The organism is Nostoc sp. FACHB-892 (assembly GCF_014698795.1).
GTDB lineage: Bacteria > Cyanobacteriota > Cyanobacteriia > Cyanobacteriales > Nostocaceae > Nostoc.
The window spans coordinates 1-16,241 of sequence record NZ_JACJTR010000012.1; the positions used below are offsets into that span (position 1 = coordinate 1).

Annotated in this window: 17 protein-coding genes; 10 read left to right on the top strand and 7 right to left on the bottom strand. The window is 41.7% G+C overall.

Translation table 11 applies throughout. From position 1 onward, the window contains the following. The first annotated feature begins 891 nt into the window (after positions 1-891). Positions 892-1,263 carry a DUF2237 domain-containing protein gene (locus H6G96_RS17245; protein ID WP_190912592.1) on the top strand — a complete coding sequence of 124 codons (372 nt, stop codon included), beginning with the start codon at positions 892-894 and terminating at the stop codon, positions 1,261-1,263. A 156-nt stretch (positions 1,264-1,419) separates the two neighbouring features. Here the strand turns inward: H6G96_RS17245 and H6G96_RS17250 are convergent, their stop codons facing one another. After that, complete coding sequence (locus H6G96_RS17250; protein WP_190912593.1) at positions 1,420-3,462, bottom strand: response regulator; 2,043 nt, start codon at positions 3,460-3,462, stop codon at positions 1,420-1,422. A 4-nt stretch (positions 3,463-3,466) separates the two neighbouring features. After that, a complete protein-coding gene (locus tag H6G96_RS17255) occupies positions 3,467-4,039 on the bottom strand; it encodes a chemotaxis protein CheB (RefSeq protein ID WP_190912594.1) in 573 nt (190 codons plus the stop codon). A 701-nt stretch (positions 4,040-4,740) separates the two neighbouring features. Between H6G96_RS17255 and H6G96_RS17260 the strand changes: the two genes are divergently transcribed. The 5 genes from H6G96_RS17260 (at position 4,741) to H6G96_RS17280 (ending at position 9,238) form a co-directional block, all read left to right on the top strand. Beyond that, entirely contained in the window at positions 4,741-5,241 is a 501-nt protein-coding gene (locus H6G96_RS17260) for a DUF2231 domain-containing protein (RefSeq protein WP_190912595.1), read from the top strand. Beyond that, positions 5,238-5,855: a DUF2231 domain-containing protein gene (locus H6G96_RS17265; RefSeq protein ID WP_190912596.1), complete on the top strand. Its 618-nt coding sequence runs from the start codon at positions 5,238-5,240 to the stop codon at positions 5,853-5,855. The genes H6G96_RS17260 and H6G96_RS17265 overlap by 4 nt, the downstream gene beginning before the upstream one ends. 80 nt (positions 5,856-5,935) lie before the next feature. Then, a complete protein-coding gene (locus H6G96_RS17270) occupies positions 5,936-6,862 on the top strand; it encodes a cytochrome c oxidase subunit II (RefSeq protein ID WP_190912745.1) in 927 nt (308 codons plus the stop codon). 13 nt (positions 6,863-6,875) lie between these two features. Next, a complete protein-coding gene (gene ctaD / locus H6G96_RS17275; RefSeq protein ID WP_190912597.1) occupies positions 6,876-8,537 on the top strand; it encodes a cytochrome c oxidase subunit I in 1,662 nt (553 codons plus the stop codon). A 98-nt stretch (positions 8,538-8,635) separates the two neighbouring features. After that, positions 8,636-9,238: a heme-copper oxidase subunit III gene (locus H6G96_RS17280; RefSeq protein WP_190912598.1), complete on the top strand. Its 603-nt coding sequence runs from the start codon at positions 8,636-8,638 to the stop codon at positions 9,236-9,238. A 145-nt stretch (positions 9,239-9,383) separates the two neighbouring features. Here H6G96_RS17280 and H6G96_RS17285 read toward each other — a convergent pair whose 3' ends face one another. The 4 genes from H6G96_RS17285 to H6G96_RS17300 form a co-directional block, all read right to left on the bottom strand. Continuing rightward, positions 9,384-10,163 carry a hypothetical protein gene (locus H6G96_RS17285; protein WP_190912599.1) on the bottom strand — a complete coding sequence of 260 codons (780 nt, stop codon included), beginning with the start codon at positions 10,161-10,163 and terminating at the stop codon, positions 9,384-9,386. A gap of 373 nt (positions 10,164-10,536) precedes the next feature. Continuing rightward, on the bottom strand, positions 10,537-11,373 hold the full coding sequence (locus H6G96_RS17290) for a protein-glutamate O-methyltransferase CheR (RefSeq protein WP_190912746.1): 837 nt from the start codon (positions 11,371-11,373) through the stop codon (positions 10,537-10,539). 222 nt (positions 11,374-11,595) lie between these two features. Beyond that, a complete protein-coding gene (locus tag H6G96_RS17295) occupies positions 11,596-12,132 on the bottom strand; it encodes a hypothetical protein (protein ID WP_190912600.1) in 537 nt (178 codons plus the stop codon). 248 nt (positions 12,133-12,380) lie between these two features. After that, positions 12,381-12,947, bottom strand: coding sequence for an HD domain-containing protein (locus H6G96_RS17300; protein WP_190912601.1), 567 nt, complete (start codon positions 12,945-12,947; stop codon positions 12,381-12,383). A gap of 370 nt (positions 12,948-13,317) precedes the next feature. Between H6G96_RS17300 and H6G96_RS17305 the strand changes: the two genes are divergently transcribed. From H6G96_RS17305 to H6G96_RS17320, 4 genes are all read left to right on the top strand, one after another. Then, positions 13,318-14,058 carry a DUF2993 domain-containing protein gene (locus H6G96_RS17305; RefSeq protein ID WP_190912602.1) on the top strand — a complete coding sequence of 247 codons (741 nt, stop codon included), beginning with the start codon at positions 13,318-13,320 and terminating at the stop codon, positions 14,056-14,058. Positions 14,059-14,096: 38 nt separating this feature from the next. Beyond that, the gene (locus H6G96_RS17310) at positions 14,097-14,648 is read left to right on the top strand and encodes a DUF2231 domain-containing protein (RefSeq protein ID WP_190728000.1); all 552 of its coding nucleotides are present in this window, start codon (positions 14,097-14,099) and stop codon (positions 14,646-14,648) included. 228 nt (positions 14,649-14,876) lie between these two features. Beyond that, on the top strand, positions 14,877-15,293 hold the full coding sequence (locus tag H6G96_RS17315) for a DUF2809 domain-containing protein (RefSeq protein ID WP_190912747.1): 417 nt from the start codon (positions 14,877-14,879) through the stop codon (positions 15,291-15,293). Continuing rightward, positions 15,271-15,498: a DUF167 domain-containing protein gene (locus tag H6G96_RS17320; protein ID WP_190912603.1), complete on the top strand. Its 228-nt coding sequence runs from the start codon at positions 15,271-15,273 to the stop codon at positions 15,496-15,498. The genes H6G96_RS17315 and H6G96_RS17320 overlap by 23 nt, the downstream gene beginning before the upstream one ends. 119 nt (positions 15,499-15,617) lie before the next feature. Here H6G96_RS17320 and H6G96_RS17325 read toward each other — a convergent pair whose 3' ends face one another. After that, a complete protein-coding gene (locus tag H6G96_RS17325; protein ID WP_190912604.1) occupies positions 15,618-16,229 on the bottom strand; it encodes a glutathione S-transferase family protein in 612 nt (203 codons plus the stop codon). Positions 16,230-16,241: the final 12 nt, after the last annotated feature.

Below are 16,241 nucleotides of genomic sequence, written 5' to 3' on the forward strand. Positions count from 1 at the left end.
GTTGGCGCTTGAGCGCTGTTGTAAGGTTGCTGTCATGGTTTTATAAGTGCGGTTAGTTATTTATAAATCAGGCGGTTTTGTTTTTGCCTGTGAAACTACTTTACAATGCTTTACATTTTTTAATCAACTTTTATTACTTTAGTAAAGCTGATATAGCTTATTACTTTTTCTTATTTAAGAGTAAACAACGAGGTCAGGGTATACCGAAACCTCTTTTCCCGGATTTATTAACAAATTTATGAAACTCAAGTCCAGAGGCTGTAGGGGCGAGTTCACGAGATATTCGTGAATGATTGAAGCATATTTGTGAACCCGCCCCTACCGTTTTGTGAGAAATGCGGGTTTTGTATGACATCACAATGTAAAATTCTGATTCTGTTGCTTACTGACTCTAGGAATAATAGCTTTGTAGATTAGCGCTATTCCAAAAAACTAACCCCCAGTTTACCACCTACGGTGTGTACACAAGTTCTAAAATCCTTGTTTGGTGAGATATAAGTCTTATGGGGCAAGGTTTTGAGTTAAATCTTACTAATTATCAATAGTGTCAGATTATTGATAGAGGTATAACGGAAAATCAAGGATCTTAAAAATAATTTTCCGTTCTTTTCTGTCCATTTGATTCTCGACTCGACTTGTGTATACACGGTAGGGTTTACCACTGGGGGCTTCTTTGTTTGGCAAAATGGCATATCTCTGAATTAGACCGTTGCTATGGTATTTGAGTAGGATACATTCCATGCGAAAAAGTACTGACTTGCATTACCCCTGGCTAATTACCAGGGGTTTTTATTGGAACTTTTACTGAAATATTGCACCATTCTTAGATAGTGATTTTAAGTCAATATAGGCTTATATTGAGACCAAAAAATCAACTACAACGAATTAATCATGACGGAAGCTAAAAACGTAATCGGTGGAAACCTAGAAGTCTGCTGCACTTCTCCTATAACCGGGTTTTACCGCGACGGTTTTTGTCGCACAGGTGGTCAGGATTTCGGGTCGCACGTCGTATGTGCCGAAGTGACATTAGAATTCCTGGAGTTCACCAAATTACGGGGAAACGACCTGAGTACACCTGTTCCTGATTTTAATTTTCCTGGATTGAAGCCTGGCGATCGCTGGTGTTTATGTGCTTCTCGCTGGCAAGAAGCTCTCGAAGCTGGCGTTGCTCCACCTGTTATCCTGTCTGCAACCCATGCTAGAGCTCTGGAAATGGTTTCCCTAGACGAACTCAAAAAACATGCCTTAACTTCTTCTTGATTTGAAATTGGGCATTGGGCATGGGGCATAGGGCATTGGTCAATAATTAATAGTTATTCTTCGTTATTTTTCCTCTGCTCCCCCTGCTCCCCCTGCTCCCTCATCTCCCGCCACTCCCCACTCCCCACTCCCCACTCCCCACTCCCCAATTCAAAATCAACTCACTGCAACTTCCACAGGCAGCTTTAATACATTGACAACCATAGCAATTAATTTAGTGGGGTCTATTGGCTTAGATAAATGCTGCTGAAACCCGGCTGAAAGCGCTTCTAAGCGGTCTTCTTCTCGCGTGTATGCTGTTAAAGCGATCGCTGGAATACATCCGCCTTTTTCTGGTTCTAAAGAGCGTAGTTTCCGAATCAGCGTATAACCATTTTTCTCAGACATACCGATGTCGCTAATCAGGATATCTGGTTTTGCTTGTTCAAGTATTGCTAGGGCTTCATCAACTGATGCTACCGCAGTGGCACAAGCCCCATACTCTTCAAACATAAAACTGAGAAAGTTACGGGTATCTGTTTCATCATCTACAACTAAAACTCTTAATCCAGCAAGGGGTGTCGATGCCACAGGGGAGGAAATTTCTCCTGTGGTTTCTCTACTCGCTCTGCTACCCCTATTGTCTTGTAGCAGTGGCAGTTTCACAGTAAAGGTTGCTCCTTCTCCTGTACCTGGACTTTGGGCAAAGATTGTACCCTTGTGCAGTTCCACTAAATGACGGACGATCGCTAATCCTAGTCCTAGCCCATTGTGCGATCGCGTTGTGGTGCTGTCTGCTTGCCGGAAACGCTCAAATACTTTGGGTAAGAACTCGGAACTGATACCAATGCCGGTATCGATTACTTGAATTTGGGCGTATTTATGAGTTGTTTGTTCTTCACCACAAATTACTGACAGATTCACATCTACCCTGCCACCCTTAGGAGTAAACTTAATAGCATTAGTTAGTAAGTTCCAGACAATTTGCTGTAACCGGGCTGGATCGCCATAAACTGACCCTACCGAAGTATCCAAGGCGATATTCAACTTAATATCTTTTGGTTCTGCTAGGGGACGCACTGCCTCTAAGGCTGCCTCCATTACCGTGATCAGATTCACCGCAGATACATTTAACCGCAGTTGACCTCGGATAATCCGGGATACATCTAAGATATCTTCAATTAGTTGCATCTGAGATGTAGCGTTGCGTTCAATCGCCTCTAAGGCGCGGGAAGTGGCTTTTTCGTCAAGTTTCTTAGATCGGAGGATTTTTGACCAGCCTAGCATTGAGGTTAGGGGCGTGCGGAGTTCGTGGGAAAGAACGGCGAGAAACTCGTCTTTCATCCGATTTGCTGCTTCTGCTTCGGCTCTTGCCGTCTGTTCTCGAATTACTTGAGCGCGGACTTCTTCTGCTTGCTTGCGTTCAGTGATATCTTCGAGAGTGCCTACATATCCTAGCAATTCCCCTTGACCGGAAAGCATCGGTGATGAGCGAACTTGAACCCAACGGACGATACCGTGAGCAGTTTGAAAGCGAAACTCTTCAGAGTAATCACGACCTTGATAAATGTAGTTAGACCAACTGGCGATTGCTCGTTCTCTATCTTCTGGATGAACAGATTCTAGCCATCTTTTTTCTAAACTCTCTGCTGCTTTCAAACCACAAATTGCCTGATAGCGGGGATTAGTATACCTACATCCCCCTTCAGTATCAATTTCAAAAATCCCAACGGGTGAACAGGTACTCAGTGATCGAAATCGTTCTTCACTTTGTCTGAGTTCTGCATTCACAGCTACCAGTTGCGCTGCTTGTTGCTTGACAGCTTCTGTTTTCTTAAATAGTTCTACGAATACTGTGACTTTAGAAGTCAAAATATTGGGGTCTAATGGTTTGAGCAAGTAATCAACTGCACCCAAGGCATAGCCTTTAAAAAGCATTTGATCGCTGCTGCTAAAGGCGGTGAGAAAGATAATTGGAGTGTGACGCGATCGCCCCCGATTGCGAATCAAGGTTGCAGTTTCAAAGCCATCCATCCCTGGCATTTGCACATCTAGCAAAATCACTGCAAAGTCTTGATGTAGCAGACACCTCAAAGCTTCTTCCCCAGAAGTAGCTCTCACCAAATTCTCTCCCAGTTTTTCCAGGATTGCTTCTAGTGCCAGCAAATTTTCTAGTTTATCATCCACTAGGAGGATGTTTACTTTGGGTTCCATCTGCATGGGTTTATTTCCGTGATGAGTGACAAAGCTTGACCATTTGGGAAGCAATGTTTGAGAGTGTCAAAATCCAGTCTACAGCAACAGCAGAAATTGCTGCTTCTGGCATAACTTCGCTCTCAGCTGTGGCAGGTTCTTGTACGATAGTTAGCCCTCCTAACGATTTTATTTTCTTAAGACCTTCCATACCATCTTGGTTTGCTCCTGTCAATATTACACCAATAACTTGCTGGGTGTAGACATCGGCTGCTGACTCAAACAGCACATCAATTGATGGTCTAGCATAAGAAACAGGTTCATCAGTAGAGAGAGCAAAATGACCTGGTTCAACCAACAAGTGATAATCTGCTGGAGCTAGGTAGATATGTCCTGGTAATATTTCGTCTTTGTCTTCCACTTCTCGAATCGGCAACGAAGTATATTCTTGTAATAACTCCTGGAGTGTGTTGTTAGACTCCTTGTGACGGTGTTGCACAATCGCGATCGGCACTAGGAAGTCGGCTGGTAAGTTTTGCAGAAGAATTTTTAAGGCTGATAATCCGCCCAAAGAAGTACCAATCACCACAATTTTAAATGCCACTTGTTTAGTCCTCACACCTGTTATGTGACTTGATGGCTTTTGACATCCTTTCAGCATTCTCCAGTTCCACCACAGCTACTAAATTACCTTGACTTGCTTTTATACCCATTAACCAAAATTATATATTTTTGTTATTTACATTACAATTAAAGATTTTATCATTGTGAAATATTTTACATAAAAAATATAGTTTCTATGGTTTTTTTGAATTTTAGTTAATGCCAGAATCGATACATTATAAAAATATATTTTTGCTAAATTACTAACTTTTAAAATTTTAATTATTATTGTTTTGACAATTCATAAAAATTTACTTAAGCTAAAGATAGGTTAAGCAAATCAACAAACGACAGCGATTTGGTTTAGCTACATCAAAAATTGCTGTTGCAGACTATTGGCATGAGGAAATAATCGCAACAAAAGTCTTTCCATAAAGGCAATTTTACTAAATTTGCCTACAAAAAGCTAAGACATGATTAAGCGTATTGCGCCGCGCACATATTGAACAGATTGCGGTCAATTATGGATAGATACTTGTAGTGGTGTTAGTGAGTATCCATCAATTATTGAAGTTGAACTAGCAATTTTGGATTCAGGTCTTCTGGTTTATATCTCGTCAGGGATGGAATAAATCGAAAATCCAAAATTGGCAATCCTTAATTAATTGACCAAAGTGCGGTAGATATGTCCAGGAGAATACAATGCTTGAGTATTTTACATCATTGAACGACCACAATTTACCTTATCCAGATACGATTCATCCCATCGTTGTCCACTTCGTAATTGCGATGGTGTTGTTTTCCTTTTTCTGCGATGTAGTTGGCTATTTTACTGGTAAATCCAGTCTTTTTGAGGTGAGTTGGTGGAACATGGTAGTTGCCACGATCGCCATCTTCGTTGCAATTATTTTTGGTCAGTTTGAAGCGGGTTTAGCACAGCCTTACAGCCTAGCTAAATCGGTGCTGAATTTGCATACACTGATTGGTTGGTCGCTTTCGGGAATCATCACGGCAATTACAGCTTGGCGCTATGTAATTCGTGCCCGCAACCCGCAAAAACTACCAATTTATTATTTGGGAACCGGGCTAGTTTTAACTTTGATAGTTGGCTTGCAAGTATATCTCGGAGATGAACTTGTTTGGGTGTATGGATTGCATACAGTGCCAGTTGTGGAAGCAGTAAAGGATGGTCTGTTGCGATGAACTCAGAATTAATTGATCAATTGAGCGGCTCTTTAGGCGCAAACGGATTACCTTACACAATTCCCATTCATCCCAACTTAGTTCATCTAACAATAGGTTTGTTCATCATTGGAATGACCTTTGATATTGTTGGTGTTCTGTTTCCCTTTGAAAAATGGGTCTTCAAATTTTTAGCAATTACTGTGGAACGTAACAACTTATTTGATGTTGGCTGGTACAACATGCTAGCTGCCAGCATCATCACATTTTTCACAGTAGCAGCAGGCTTTTACGAAATGCTGTTGGCAACACCACCAGCTGATATGAAAAGTGCCTGGGGATTGCAGGCAATGGAAACTATGCTTTGGCATGGTGTGGGTGGTGTGTTCTTATTAGCGCTGATTGTTGTCTTGACCATCTGGAGAGGATGGCAGCGCTTCGTTTGGGCCAAACAAGAATATAAACAGACAGATAGAGAAGTGCAATGGATCTATCTGTTGGCAGGCATAGCAATCATGTTCATTCTCTACGTCCACGGGACACTAGGGGCGCAAATGGCTGCCGAGTTTGGCGTACACAATACAGCAGATAATTTGCTGCGATCGCACCAAGACCTCAATACAACACTCAAATAGTCATTTGTCAATTGTCCTTTGTCATTTGACTAATGCCCCATGCCCAATGCCCAATAACCAATGCCCAATGACCAATGACCATGAAAATCCAGAAGATTTTAAATATTTTGACGCTGCTTACAGGCGCGATCGCAGTGACTATTACGAGTCTCTGGATCGGGCAGCAGGCTTACTCCTGGCTTCCCCCCCAAGCAGCAGCCGAATCCGTACTAATTGATGATTTGATTAGCTTCTTAGTAACCCTCGGCGCTTTCATCTTCTTGGGAGTAACAAGTACTCTGATGTATTCTGTGATCTTCCATCGGGCAGTCAAAGATGACTTTACCGACGGCCCCCCAATTGAAGGTAATATCACCTTAGAAGTTGTCTGGACAGCAATTCCAATTCTGTTAGTGTTGTGGATTGCGGGCTACAGCTACCAAGTTTACGAACAAATGGGGATTCAAGGCCCATCGGAAATAGTTCACTTGCATAATCCATTGGGAATGGAATCGGCTTATGCAGAACCAAAAGATGCACCAGCTAATGCTTTAGCGGAACCTGTAGAAAAAATCGACGTACTAGCTAAACAGTGGGCGTGGGTTTTTCATTACCCAGAAAGAGATATTACCAGTACCGAATTGCATTTACCGAGCGATCGCCGGATACGTTTAGCGCTGAAATCACAAGACGTTCTCCACGGCTTCTATATACCTGCATTTCGCCTCAAGCAGGATATTATTCCTAACCATGCGATCGACTTTGAATTTACTCCCATCCGCGCTGGCAAATACCGATTGACCGATTCCCAATATAGCGGTACATACTTTGCGACGATGCAGGCGAATGTGGTTGTCGAATCTCCTGAAGATTATCAGCAATGGCTAGCACAAGCTGCAACCCAAAAACCATCCGTAGCAAATAATCAGGCAGCTTCTGAGTATGCCCAAACATCCAATCAATCAGTTCAAACTGGTTGGGTTACAGTTCCACCTGCTGCACCTCCTCTAGTCAATTCACCTGGTTGAAAGGAAACTAACCATGACTAATGTTCCTATTGAAGGTATCCTTCTCCCTGATGAGAAGCATAACCACGAATCTCCAAGTAACTGGAAAGAATACTTCAGCTTTAGTACTGACCACAAGGTAATTGGTATCCAGTATCTCGTTACCTCCTTCTTCTTCTTTCTCGTCGGCGGTATCTTTGCGATGGTGATGCGGGGAGAACTGATGACACCCGAATCAGATTTAGTCGATCGCACCATCTACAACGGTATGTTCACCATGCACGGCACTGTGATGCTGTTTTTGTGGACATTTCCCTCACTCGTTGGTTTTGCCAACTATTTAGTACCCCTGATGATTGGGGCGCGAGATATGGCATTTCCCCGCCTCAACGCCGTCGCCTTTTGGATGGTGCCAGTAGTCGGAATTATCATGATGGGTAGCTTCTTTGTCCCTGGTGGCCCAGCCCAAGCCGGTTGGTGGTCTTATCCGCCAGTCAGTCTTCAGAATCCCACAGGTAACTTGATTAATGGTCAAGTTCTCTGGCTCTTAGCGGTGGCAATATCCGGCGTATCCTCAATTATGGGGGCAGTGAACTTTGTCACCACAATCGTGAAGATGCGGGCCCCAGGAATGGGTTTCTTCAAAATGCCCTTGTTTGTCTGGGCAGTATTTAGCGCCCAGATTATCCAACTATTCGGACTACCTGCATTGACAGCTGGTGCGGTGATGCTGCTACTCGATCTCACAGCAGGCACTGCCTTTTTTGACCCCGCCAAGGGTGGTAATCCAGTAATGTTTGAGCATTACTTCTGGTTCTACTCCCACCCCGCTGTTTACGTGATTATTTTGCCCATCTTCGGCATTTTCTCGGAAATATTTCCAGTTTATTCACGTAAACCCTTATTTGGTTACAGAGTAGTTGCCGTTTCATCCATTTTGATTGCGATCGTCAGTGGTATTGTTTGGGTACACCACATGTACGTCAGTGGTACACCCGGCTGGATGCGGTTGATTTTCATGCTGACGACGATGTTTGTATCTGTCCCCACAGGAATTAAAGTATTTGCTTGGGTAGCAACTATTTGGGGCGGTAAACTGCGGCTAAATACCCCCATGCTGTTTGCCTTGGGTGCATTAATCATGTTTGTCTTCGCAGGAATCACAGGCATCATGCTTTCTTCCGTGCCCGTTGATGTCCACGTTAACAATACCTACTTTGTAGTGGGACACTTCCACTACGTCCTCTACGGCACAGTGACGATGGGCTTGTATGCTGCCATCTACCACTGGTTCCCCAAAATGACCGGGCGAATGTACTCCGAAAGCTGGGGTAAAATCCACTTCTGGTTAGCCTTCATCGGCACCAACCTCAACTTTTTGCCCATGCACCCATTAGGATTGCAAGGAATGCTACGCCGAGTTGCTTCCTACGCCCCAGAGTACACATCCTGGAATATCATCGCCAGCCTGGGCGGATTTCTCTTAGGAATGTCCACCTTGCCCTTTATATTCAACATGGTGATTTCTTGGATGCAAGGCGAGAAAGCACCCGCTAACCCTTGGCGGGCAATCGGACTAGAGTGGTTAGTTTCTTCACCCCCCCCAGTAGAAAACTTTGAAGAAATCCCCATCATCATCTCCGAACCCTACGGCTACGGCAAATCAGAACCCTTAACATCCAACCTCCCAGAATAAACGCAAACTATCGGGAAGACGCAAAAACCCTCCGCGTCCCTCTGCGCTTCCCTCCGCGTCCCTCTGCGTTTCAAACTCCCCCTCAAACCAACACCAAAATGGACACCTATATCAATCCCCACGAACTGCACCACACACCCGCAGAACATACCCACGACGAAGAAGGCAACAAAATGTTTGGCTTCATTGTCTTCCTCCTCTCAGAAAGCGTCATTTTCTTAAGTTTCTTCGCCGGATATGCCATCTACAAAACAACAACCCCTAACTGGCTACCAGCTGGTGTTTCTGGGCTAGAAGTAAAAGAACCGACAATCAACACAGTAATTCTTGTCGCCAGTAGCTTTGTAATTTACTTAGCAGAACGCGCCCTTCAACGCCATGACTTAGTAAAATTTCGCCTGTTTCTCTTGACAACAATGGCGATGGGTACTTACTTTTTGGTTGGGCAAGCGATTGAATGGAACGGCCTCGATTTTGGCTTCACCACAGGGGTATTTGGCGGGACGTTTTACCTGCTAACAGGTTTCCACGGTTTGCACGTTTTCACCGGCATTCTGTTGCAGTCAATTATTTTGGTACGTTCTTTCATTCCTGGCAACTACGACACAGGCCACTTCGGTGTCAACGCGACTTCGTTGTTCTGGCACTTCGTCGATGTTATCTGGATTATTTTGTTTATCCTAATCTACGTTTGGCAGTAAATGAGAACGAGGGAGTAATTTCTCCCTCTACTTATTTCTCTTTATGCCAATTCAATTAATCATTGCAACACATCCTTGGGTAAAGACGCAATGAATCGCGTCTCTACAAATGGTCTATTTCTCGCATTCTTTTTTCAAATTGGTATTAAACTAAATAACTCGTATTTGGCACGATCGCAAAAAAGGCATACTCATACCAAGCAGTCCAAATGAAACTGCGAATCCATCGCTGGCGCTTTTCGGGACTCAATTCATATTCAAACGCGCCACTAGATACATCAATGGAAGATAGGTGAGAGTTACAACCACAGCCGTGTTGATAAGTAAAACCGTATTTAGAAGCAATACTTTGCACCTTCATTTGAATCGCAAACACTTTACCTGCATGCAGTATGGCATCCCAAGCCCGTTTGTGTTCGATATCGCGCTGATCAAATCTTAAGGCGCGTTCTTCAAAAACATGATCGCGGTAAATTGGTGCTAGATGCACATGATAAAAGCTGGCAGGTAGTTCATAACCAAACTCGTTGAATAAATCTATGCCAATGCGAGCGACTTTTACTTCATCAGCATAGTCTGTGCCCTTTGACTCCACATCACGGAGAATTTCTATAAAGTTTGGATAGCTGTGTTTGAGAAAGTCTTGCCCAAAAAACTCTAGGGTTTCCCATGCCAATTGTGTAAATAGCTGGGAGAATGATGGTATTAAGTGAGCTAGTTGGGGGCGATCGCTAAATAAGTCAACGTCACCATGCTGTAATTTGTATAGGAACAATTGTGCCATCTCAACATAGCTTTGGGAATGGGAAAGTCCGACACTCGTGGTTCCCCTAGCAATGTCTTGCCATGTAGAAGGTAGTTGAGAAACGTGAACCGCATTTTCTCCGGCAATGACTGCAACAGGAGGACATTCGAGAAGCTGCATCGACAATCTCCTTTAAGGCTTTAATGTATAATTTACCTTAAGCGATCGCTGTATCTATCTTCTGAACACAATTAAAAATGTTTGACAGACTGTCTTTTGACAGCGACCATAGCTTTATTCATAATATTTTTTCTGAAAAACATTTAGTGCTAATTAAAATATACTTTTAGTGAGACTCTATACTTTACGGTCAAATCCACCTAAATCAACGTGAGTTCGACAGGTCAGAAAGACCTCTCCCTGCTTTTGCTGTGCAAAACTTGTCCCTCTCCGAGTCGGAGAGGGACAGACTTAAAATTTAGTTTAAGTCAGGGAGAGGTTTGTCGAACTCGCGTTAAATCATGTTCATCTAATGGTTCAAACGGTCTAGATTTTAAGTAGCAGCTATTTTCTTATATATTTTTTCACCTTTGACTATCTCTTCATAGTACTGCTCATACGGGGTGAACCTGATAGATTCTTGTCTACCTAAACCCAAAATGCCAAAGTTGCCAAGGCTATTATAAAAGAGTTCGTGTACTCGCTTTTGAAGTACCTGATTGAAATATATAAGGACGTTACGACAAAGGATGACATTAAACTCATTAAAAGAGCTATCAGTTGCTAAATTATGCTGGGCAAAAACAACATTCTCTCTTAAAGATGCTCGAAAAATAGCATTGTCATAAGCTGCTGTATAATATTCTGAGAAAGACTTTTTACCGCCTGCTTTTAGATAAAGCTGAGTATATTCCTGCATCATTTTTAGAGAGAAAATTCCACTTTTGGCACTTTGTAATACCTTTTCATTAGTATCAGTCGCATATATGCGGCAACGGTGATAAAGCCCTTCTTCTTGTAGTAGAATTGCCATTGAGTAAACTTCTTCACCAGTTGAGCATCCAGCGTGCCAAATGCGAATAAACGGATAGGTTTGCAAGAAAGGGATAACTTGATTTCTGAAGGCGTGATAAAAGCTGGGATCACGAAACATTGATGTTACATTCACTGTCAGAGCAAGCAAAAATCTTTCCAAATAGGCACGGTTGTGAAGTAATTGTTCTTGCAATGCAGATACATTTGCTAACCCCTCTAATTGCATGAAGCCCTGAATACGGCGCTTGAGTGAGGAGAGAGCATAATTACGAAAGTCATAACCATAATACTGATAGATTCCTTCCAAGAGCAGATGTATTTCTATATCCTCCAAGGTAGGCTTGGGCAAAGTCATAGTAGGAATTAGCATATATGTTGAGCCAGTTATTTAAATGTGCTGGCAATAAAACGAGGTAAGCTGTTTGAAGTTATCCAAATAAATATTCCCCAAAACACCTAATGGAGAAAAATTTAAATAAATTTTCAACTAGTAGGTTTTTTATAGCCCAAGTGAATCTTACGCCGAAAATAGCTTGCTGGCTCGATTAAATTTGATAACTGTGCTATATATTGACTTTCAATTTAACCTAGTAGCTGTTATTCCTAAAATAGCGATCGCTATTATTGAAATACCAGCTAGCAATCTGACTTGAGAGCGTAGATTTTTAACCTCTTGGCTTAAATTTTCTCTCTGTGGGATGGGATATGGTTGAAGTTCTGCAACTTCAACAGCTACTTCTTGGTGTTTATTTTGGATACTTTCAAAAGTCACCTGCGTGTGTAGCCAATTAGTAATGAGTTGAGGACAGTTTTTCTTAAACCAATTTAAAGCCAAGGCTCTAAAAACTGGTTTGGACATTCGCGCAATTAATTTCATCACCCTGTTCACGGGTTTCAAGCGAAGCTTTTGGTTGATCAGGTTGACTGAGCCAACATCATACAGACAATCCAGAATTAGTTTAACAGTGGCTTCTTCACTGTTAATTAAGTTTTTCAGTAAAAGCAGAACATCGCGCATACGCTCTGCTTCAATAATTTTTTCTGTCAAGGTTTCTGGAGAATTTACTGAAGAACTTACGGTTGTATTTAGGGCGTTTTGTCTTACTATCGTCATATTAGTAACATAGCAGCCATAATAATGTAAGTATACCTGTCTATCGGGAGAAAGATTTTTTATCTAGAGAAATAATCTAAAAGCCAAAACTTTTTCGTGAGATACATGATTAGATCGTATCTGTAAAAAAAGCCATTTCTAGTTTCCATGAAACTTTTATTTACTTTTGAATAATTGAACTAAAGCTGTAAAGTAGAACCTGCTAGGTTCAATGGAAGTATAGGTTTTATAAAATATATCTTCATTTTTTATTTAGATGCTAATACCTCAATTTGTGCAACGACCCGTTCTAAGTCGTCAATAATTATAATAGTTCCAGTCTTCTTGAAGGTATCCACAAGCGCCCGATAATACCAAAGAGTTCCTTCTTTACCCCCATGAAAACGTTCCCAAAGTGAGTCGCCCAAAACGCGATAATCTTTAAGAATAGATTGGGCGTTGTAGAGTTTATCTGCTAATGACACGAGCAGCACTGATGGCGAAGCGGTAGGAATATGAGCAATGTAAGCCTCCTTTCGTTCTCGCCAAGAGGGTTTTGGAGTTGTATCAGCGTCAGTACAACCATCTACAATTGCCGTTACATTGTTACCAAAGCGGCGGCGAATTTCTTCCCGTGTTGCAGCGCCACCTTGGTCTTCGATCGCATCGTGTAACAGAGCTGCGATCGCTTCATCTTCATTTGCTCCATATTCTAAGGCAATACTGGCAACACCTAATAAATGAGCAATGTAGGGAACACCTGAACCTTTACGAACTTGGTTGGCGTGCAGTTGAGTAGCGTAGGTAAGGGCTGTGGTAAAGCGTTCTGAAAGCATTGTTTTGAAAGAATAATAATGTAAATGCGTAACAGCTTGTAGCTAGCGTACTGCTATTAACGTCAATTTTATAACAAACCACTCCAGACACAAACAATGTAGTCAGTACAGAAGTAATTGAATCTCAGCCTAAATTATCAAGACAACATCTTTCTTTTGAGCGATATTTAACGAGAAGCTGCTCTAAGTCTGCACTGCAAAACTTTTGCATAGAAAAGTCAAAGTTTTTATTAGATATAAACTGTAATTATACTTTTAGATAGACAATACTTGAAACCTAGATTCCATCGCCAGATAGATAAGATTTCAATGATTCAATGATTAAAATTAGTCAAGAATTTGCTATTTTAAAGTAGGAGTTAGTTTAATAATGCCAGACAATCCTGGATTAGGAGAGCAGGCGCTGAATAAAGCGGCAGAAATAGGATTATCTAGCCAATTAGATGAAGTAGAAAATTTAGATGTAGACATCAAAACTGATCCCTTAAAACTGGTTCAGGGAGAGGTGGATGCAGTCACGATTCAAGGTGAAGGCTTGGTTATGCAGAAAGACCTCCGTATGGAGGAACTGCAAATGCAAATGAATAGTGTTGCCATCAATCCTCTGAGTGTGGCTTTTGGCAAAATTGAACTTACTAAACCTACTGAAGCTAAAGCACAGGTTGTGTTAACCGAAGCTGATATTAATCGCGCCTTCAACTCAGAATATGTGCGATCGCAACTGCAAAGCCAAAAAATCCACGTTAACGGGCAACTAAGGACAATCGAACCTCAAAATGTAGACTTTCGACTACCGGGTAATGGGAAAGTAGCACTAAATGCCAGAATGAAATTAGTAGAAACTGGTGAAAATCAGCAAGTTGCTTTTTCCGCAGTCCCCAAGATCAGTGGCAATGGAAAAACTGTTACTCTGGAAAATGTCGAGTATGGCGAAAGTGAGGAAATATCGCCAGACCTGACACAAGCTTTGATAGATCAAACTAGCAAAATTCTAAATTTGAGTAACTTCGATTTAGATGGAATGAGTCTGCAAGTTAACCAACTAAAAGTAGAAGTAGGCAAACTAACCCTACAAGCTGAAGCTTATGTAGAAAAAATTCCTTCAGCTTAAAAATAAATAGGACGTTAATAAATTCAGGATACTAAATAATGGAAACTACAGACACAACGCAAACAGGTTCAACACCTTTCCCTAATATTCCACCAGTTATTGAAAGTAACGACAGTGAGTATGTTGATAGCGGCGTACCTAGCACAGTTGCGATCGCAGGACATCCCCTACATCCCTTAACTGTGATCTTCCCCATTGCCTTTTTAGCCGCCGCCTTGGGAAGTGACTTTGGCTACTGGTTAACTCGTGATTTCTTTTGGGCTAGGGCTTCATTCTGGTTAATCGGACTCGGATTAGGTTTAGGCTTGATTGCAGCAGCAACCGGTCTGAGCGACTTTTTGAAAATTGAACGAGTTCGCAAGCGCACCGCCGGTTGGGTGCATTTGATACTTAACGTTTCTATCCTGGTTTTATCACTCATCAACTTTCTCCTGCGTTTGGGCGACGCTGAGTCTAGAATACTCCCTTGGGGACTGTTGATTTCCTTGGTTGTTGGTACCCTGACTAGCGCTTCCGGCTGGTTCGGAGCTGAACTCTCCTATCGCCACAAAATCGGTGTAGTAGGCGCTGGTAGCAGAAGATATCCATAATGAACGCTGTGTGCAATTTTTACTCGAACCTAACCCCCCAGCCTACCAGGGAAGGGGGAGAATTCAAAGCCTCTCTCCTTGCAGGAGAGAGGTTTGGAGAGAGGTCAAAAATTAAGTTGCACATCGCGTTAATGATGAAGTAATTCGTAATTAAAATTTAAAATCACGAATTATTAAGAAAGAGCAATGCAGAGGCTAAAATTTTCGTTAGTCTTTAGCCTTGATACAATGCGCCGAAACCTTAACCAAACAGTATTTATTATTCTTTCTCTGCTCATCGTTGTACCGATGGGCTTTTTGTTTAAGTACTACACTGGGTCTGCCCATCAGTGGTTTAATGACTACGGAGCAGCGATATTTTATGAAATATTTTGGTGTCTGTTCGCATTTTTGTTTCTCAGAAATCGGGCGGCGATAATCCAAATTCCTATATGGGTTTTTGTCATCACCTGTATACTAGAATTCTTGCAACTTTGGCATCCGCCCCTATTAGAGGAGATTCGCGCCACCTTGATAGGTAAATTATTACTTGGTACTACCTTTGTTTGGTGGGATTTTCCTCATTATGTATTGGGTTCTGTTTTAGGTTGGTTGTGGCTGCGACAATTACAGAAAATAGATTATGCAAAAAAAAGTCAAAGTTAAACCTAATTCAAAACAGCAAAAAATTGAAGAACAACCTGATGGCAGTTTGACTGTGTATTTAAAATCGCCCCCAGTTGATGGTAAAGCTAATGAAGAATTAATTAAACTACTAGCAAAAAAATTTGATGTAGCCAAATCTGATATTAAAATTAAGTTAGGTTTGTCTTCTCGGCAAAAACTGATAGAAATTGACACAAATATCTAGTTACTGCTTAGTAATATCTTTTTAGTAATATCTTCGGGGAAAATGCCTCCTCCTGAATGTGAGGTGATATCCTACTCAATACATCTGCTAGCAGAGCCAAGAAACGAGAGACACAAACTTTATGGTTGTGTAATACTGATATACCTTGGTTGAGCTTTGACTCTTTCTACCCAAGCTTGAATAGCAGGAAATTCTGTTAAATCAAACCCACCTTCATCAGCTACATGAGTGTACGCGAACAAGGCGATATCAGCAATTGTGTAACGCTCTCCTACGAAAAAAGTGTGAGAAGTTAAGTATTTTTCCATCAGGCTAAGTGCTGCATAGCCTGGTTCACGTTTTTGCTTTATAGCTTCACTATATTCTTCAGCTTTACCTAAAATAGAAATCCAAAATCTTGATGTAGCAATAAAAGGTTCATGGCTATATTGTTCAAAAAATAACCATTGCAGCACCTGCGCTCGTAAAAAGCGGTCATAGGGAAAAAATTCTGTACCTTCGCTCAGATATACCAATATGGCATTTGATTCTGCCAAGTATTTCCCTGGCTCGATTTCAATAATAGGTATCTTCCCATTGGGATTTTTACTTAAAAACTCTGGTGTTCGAGTCTCGCCTTTCAAAATGTTAAGCTCTACCCTCTCAAAAGGCATACCTAGTTGTGTTAATAAAAGACGTATCTTATAGCCATTACCAGAAGGTAAAAAATCGTACAAACGCAGTAGTTCCATGCTAAAATACAG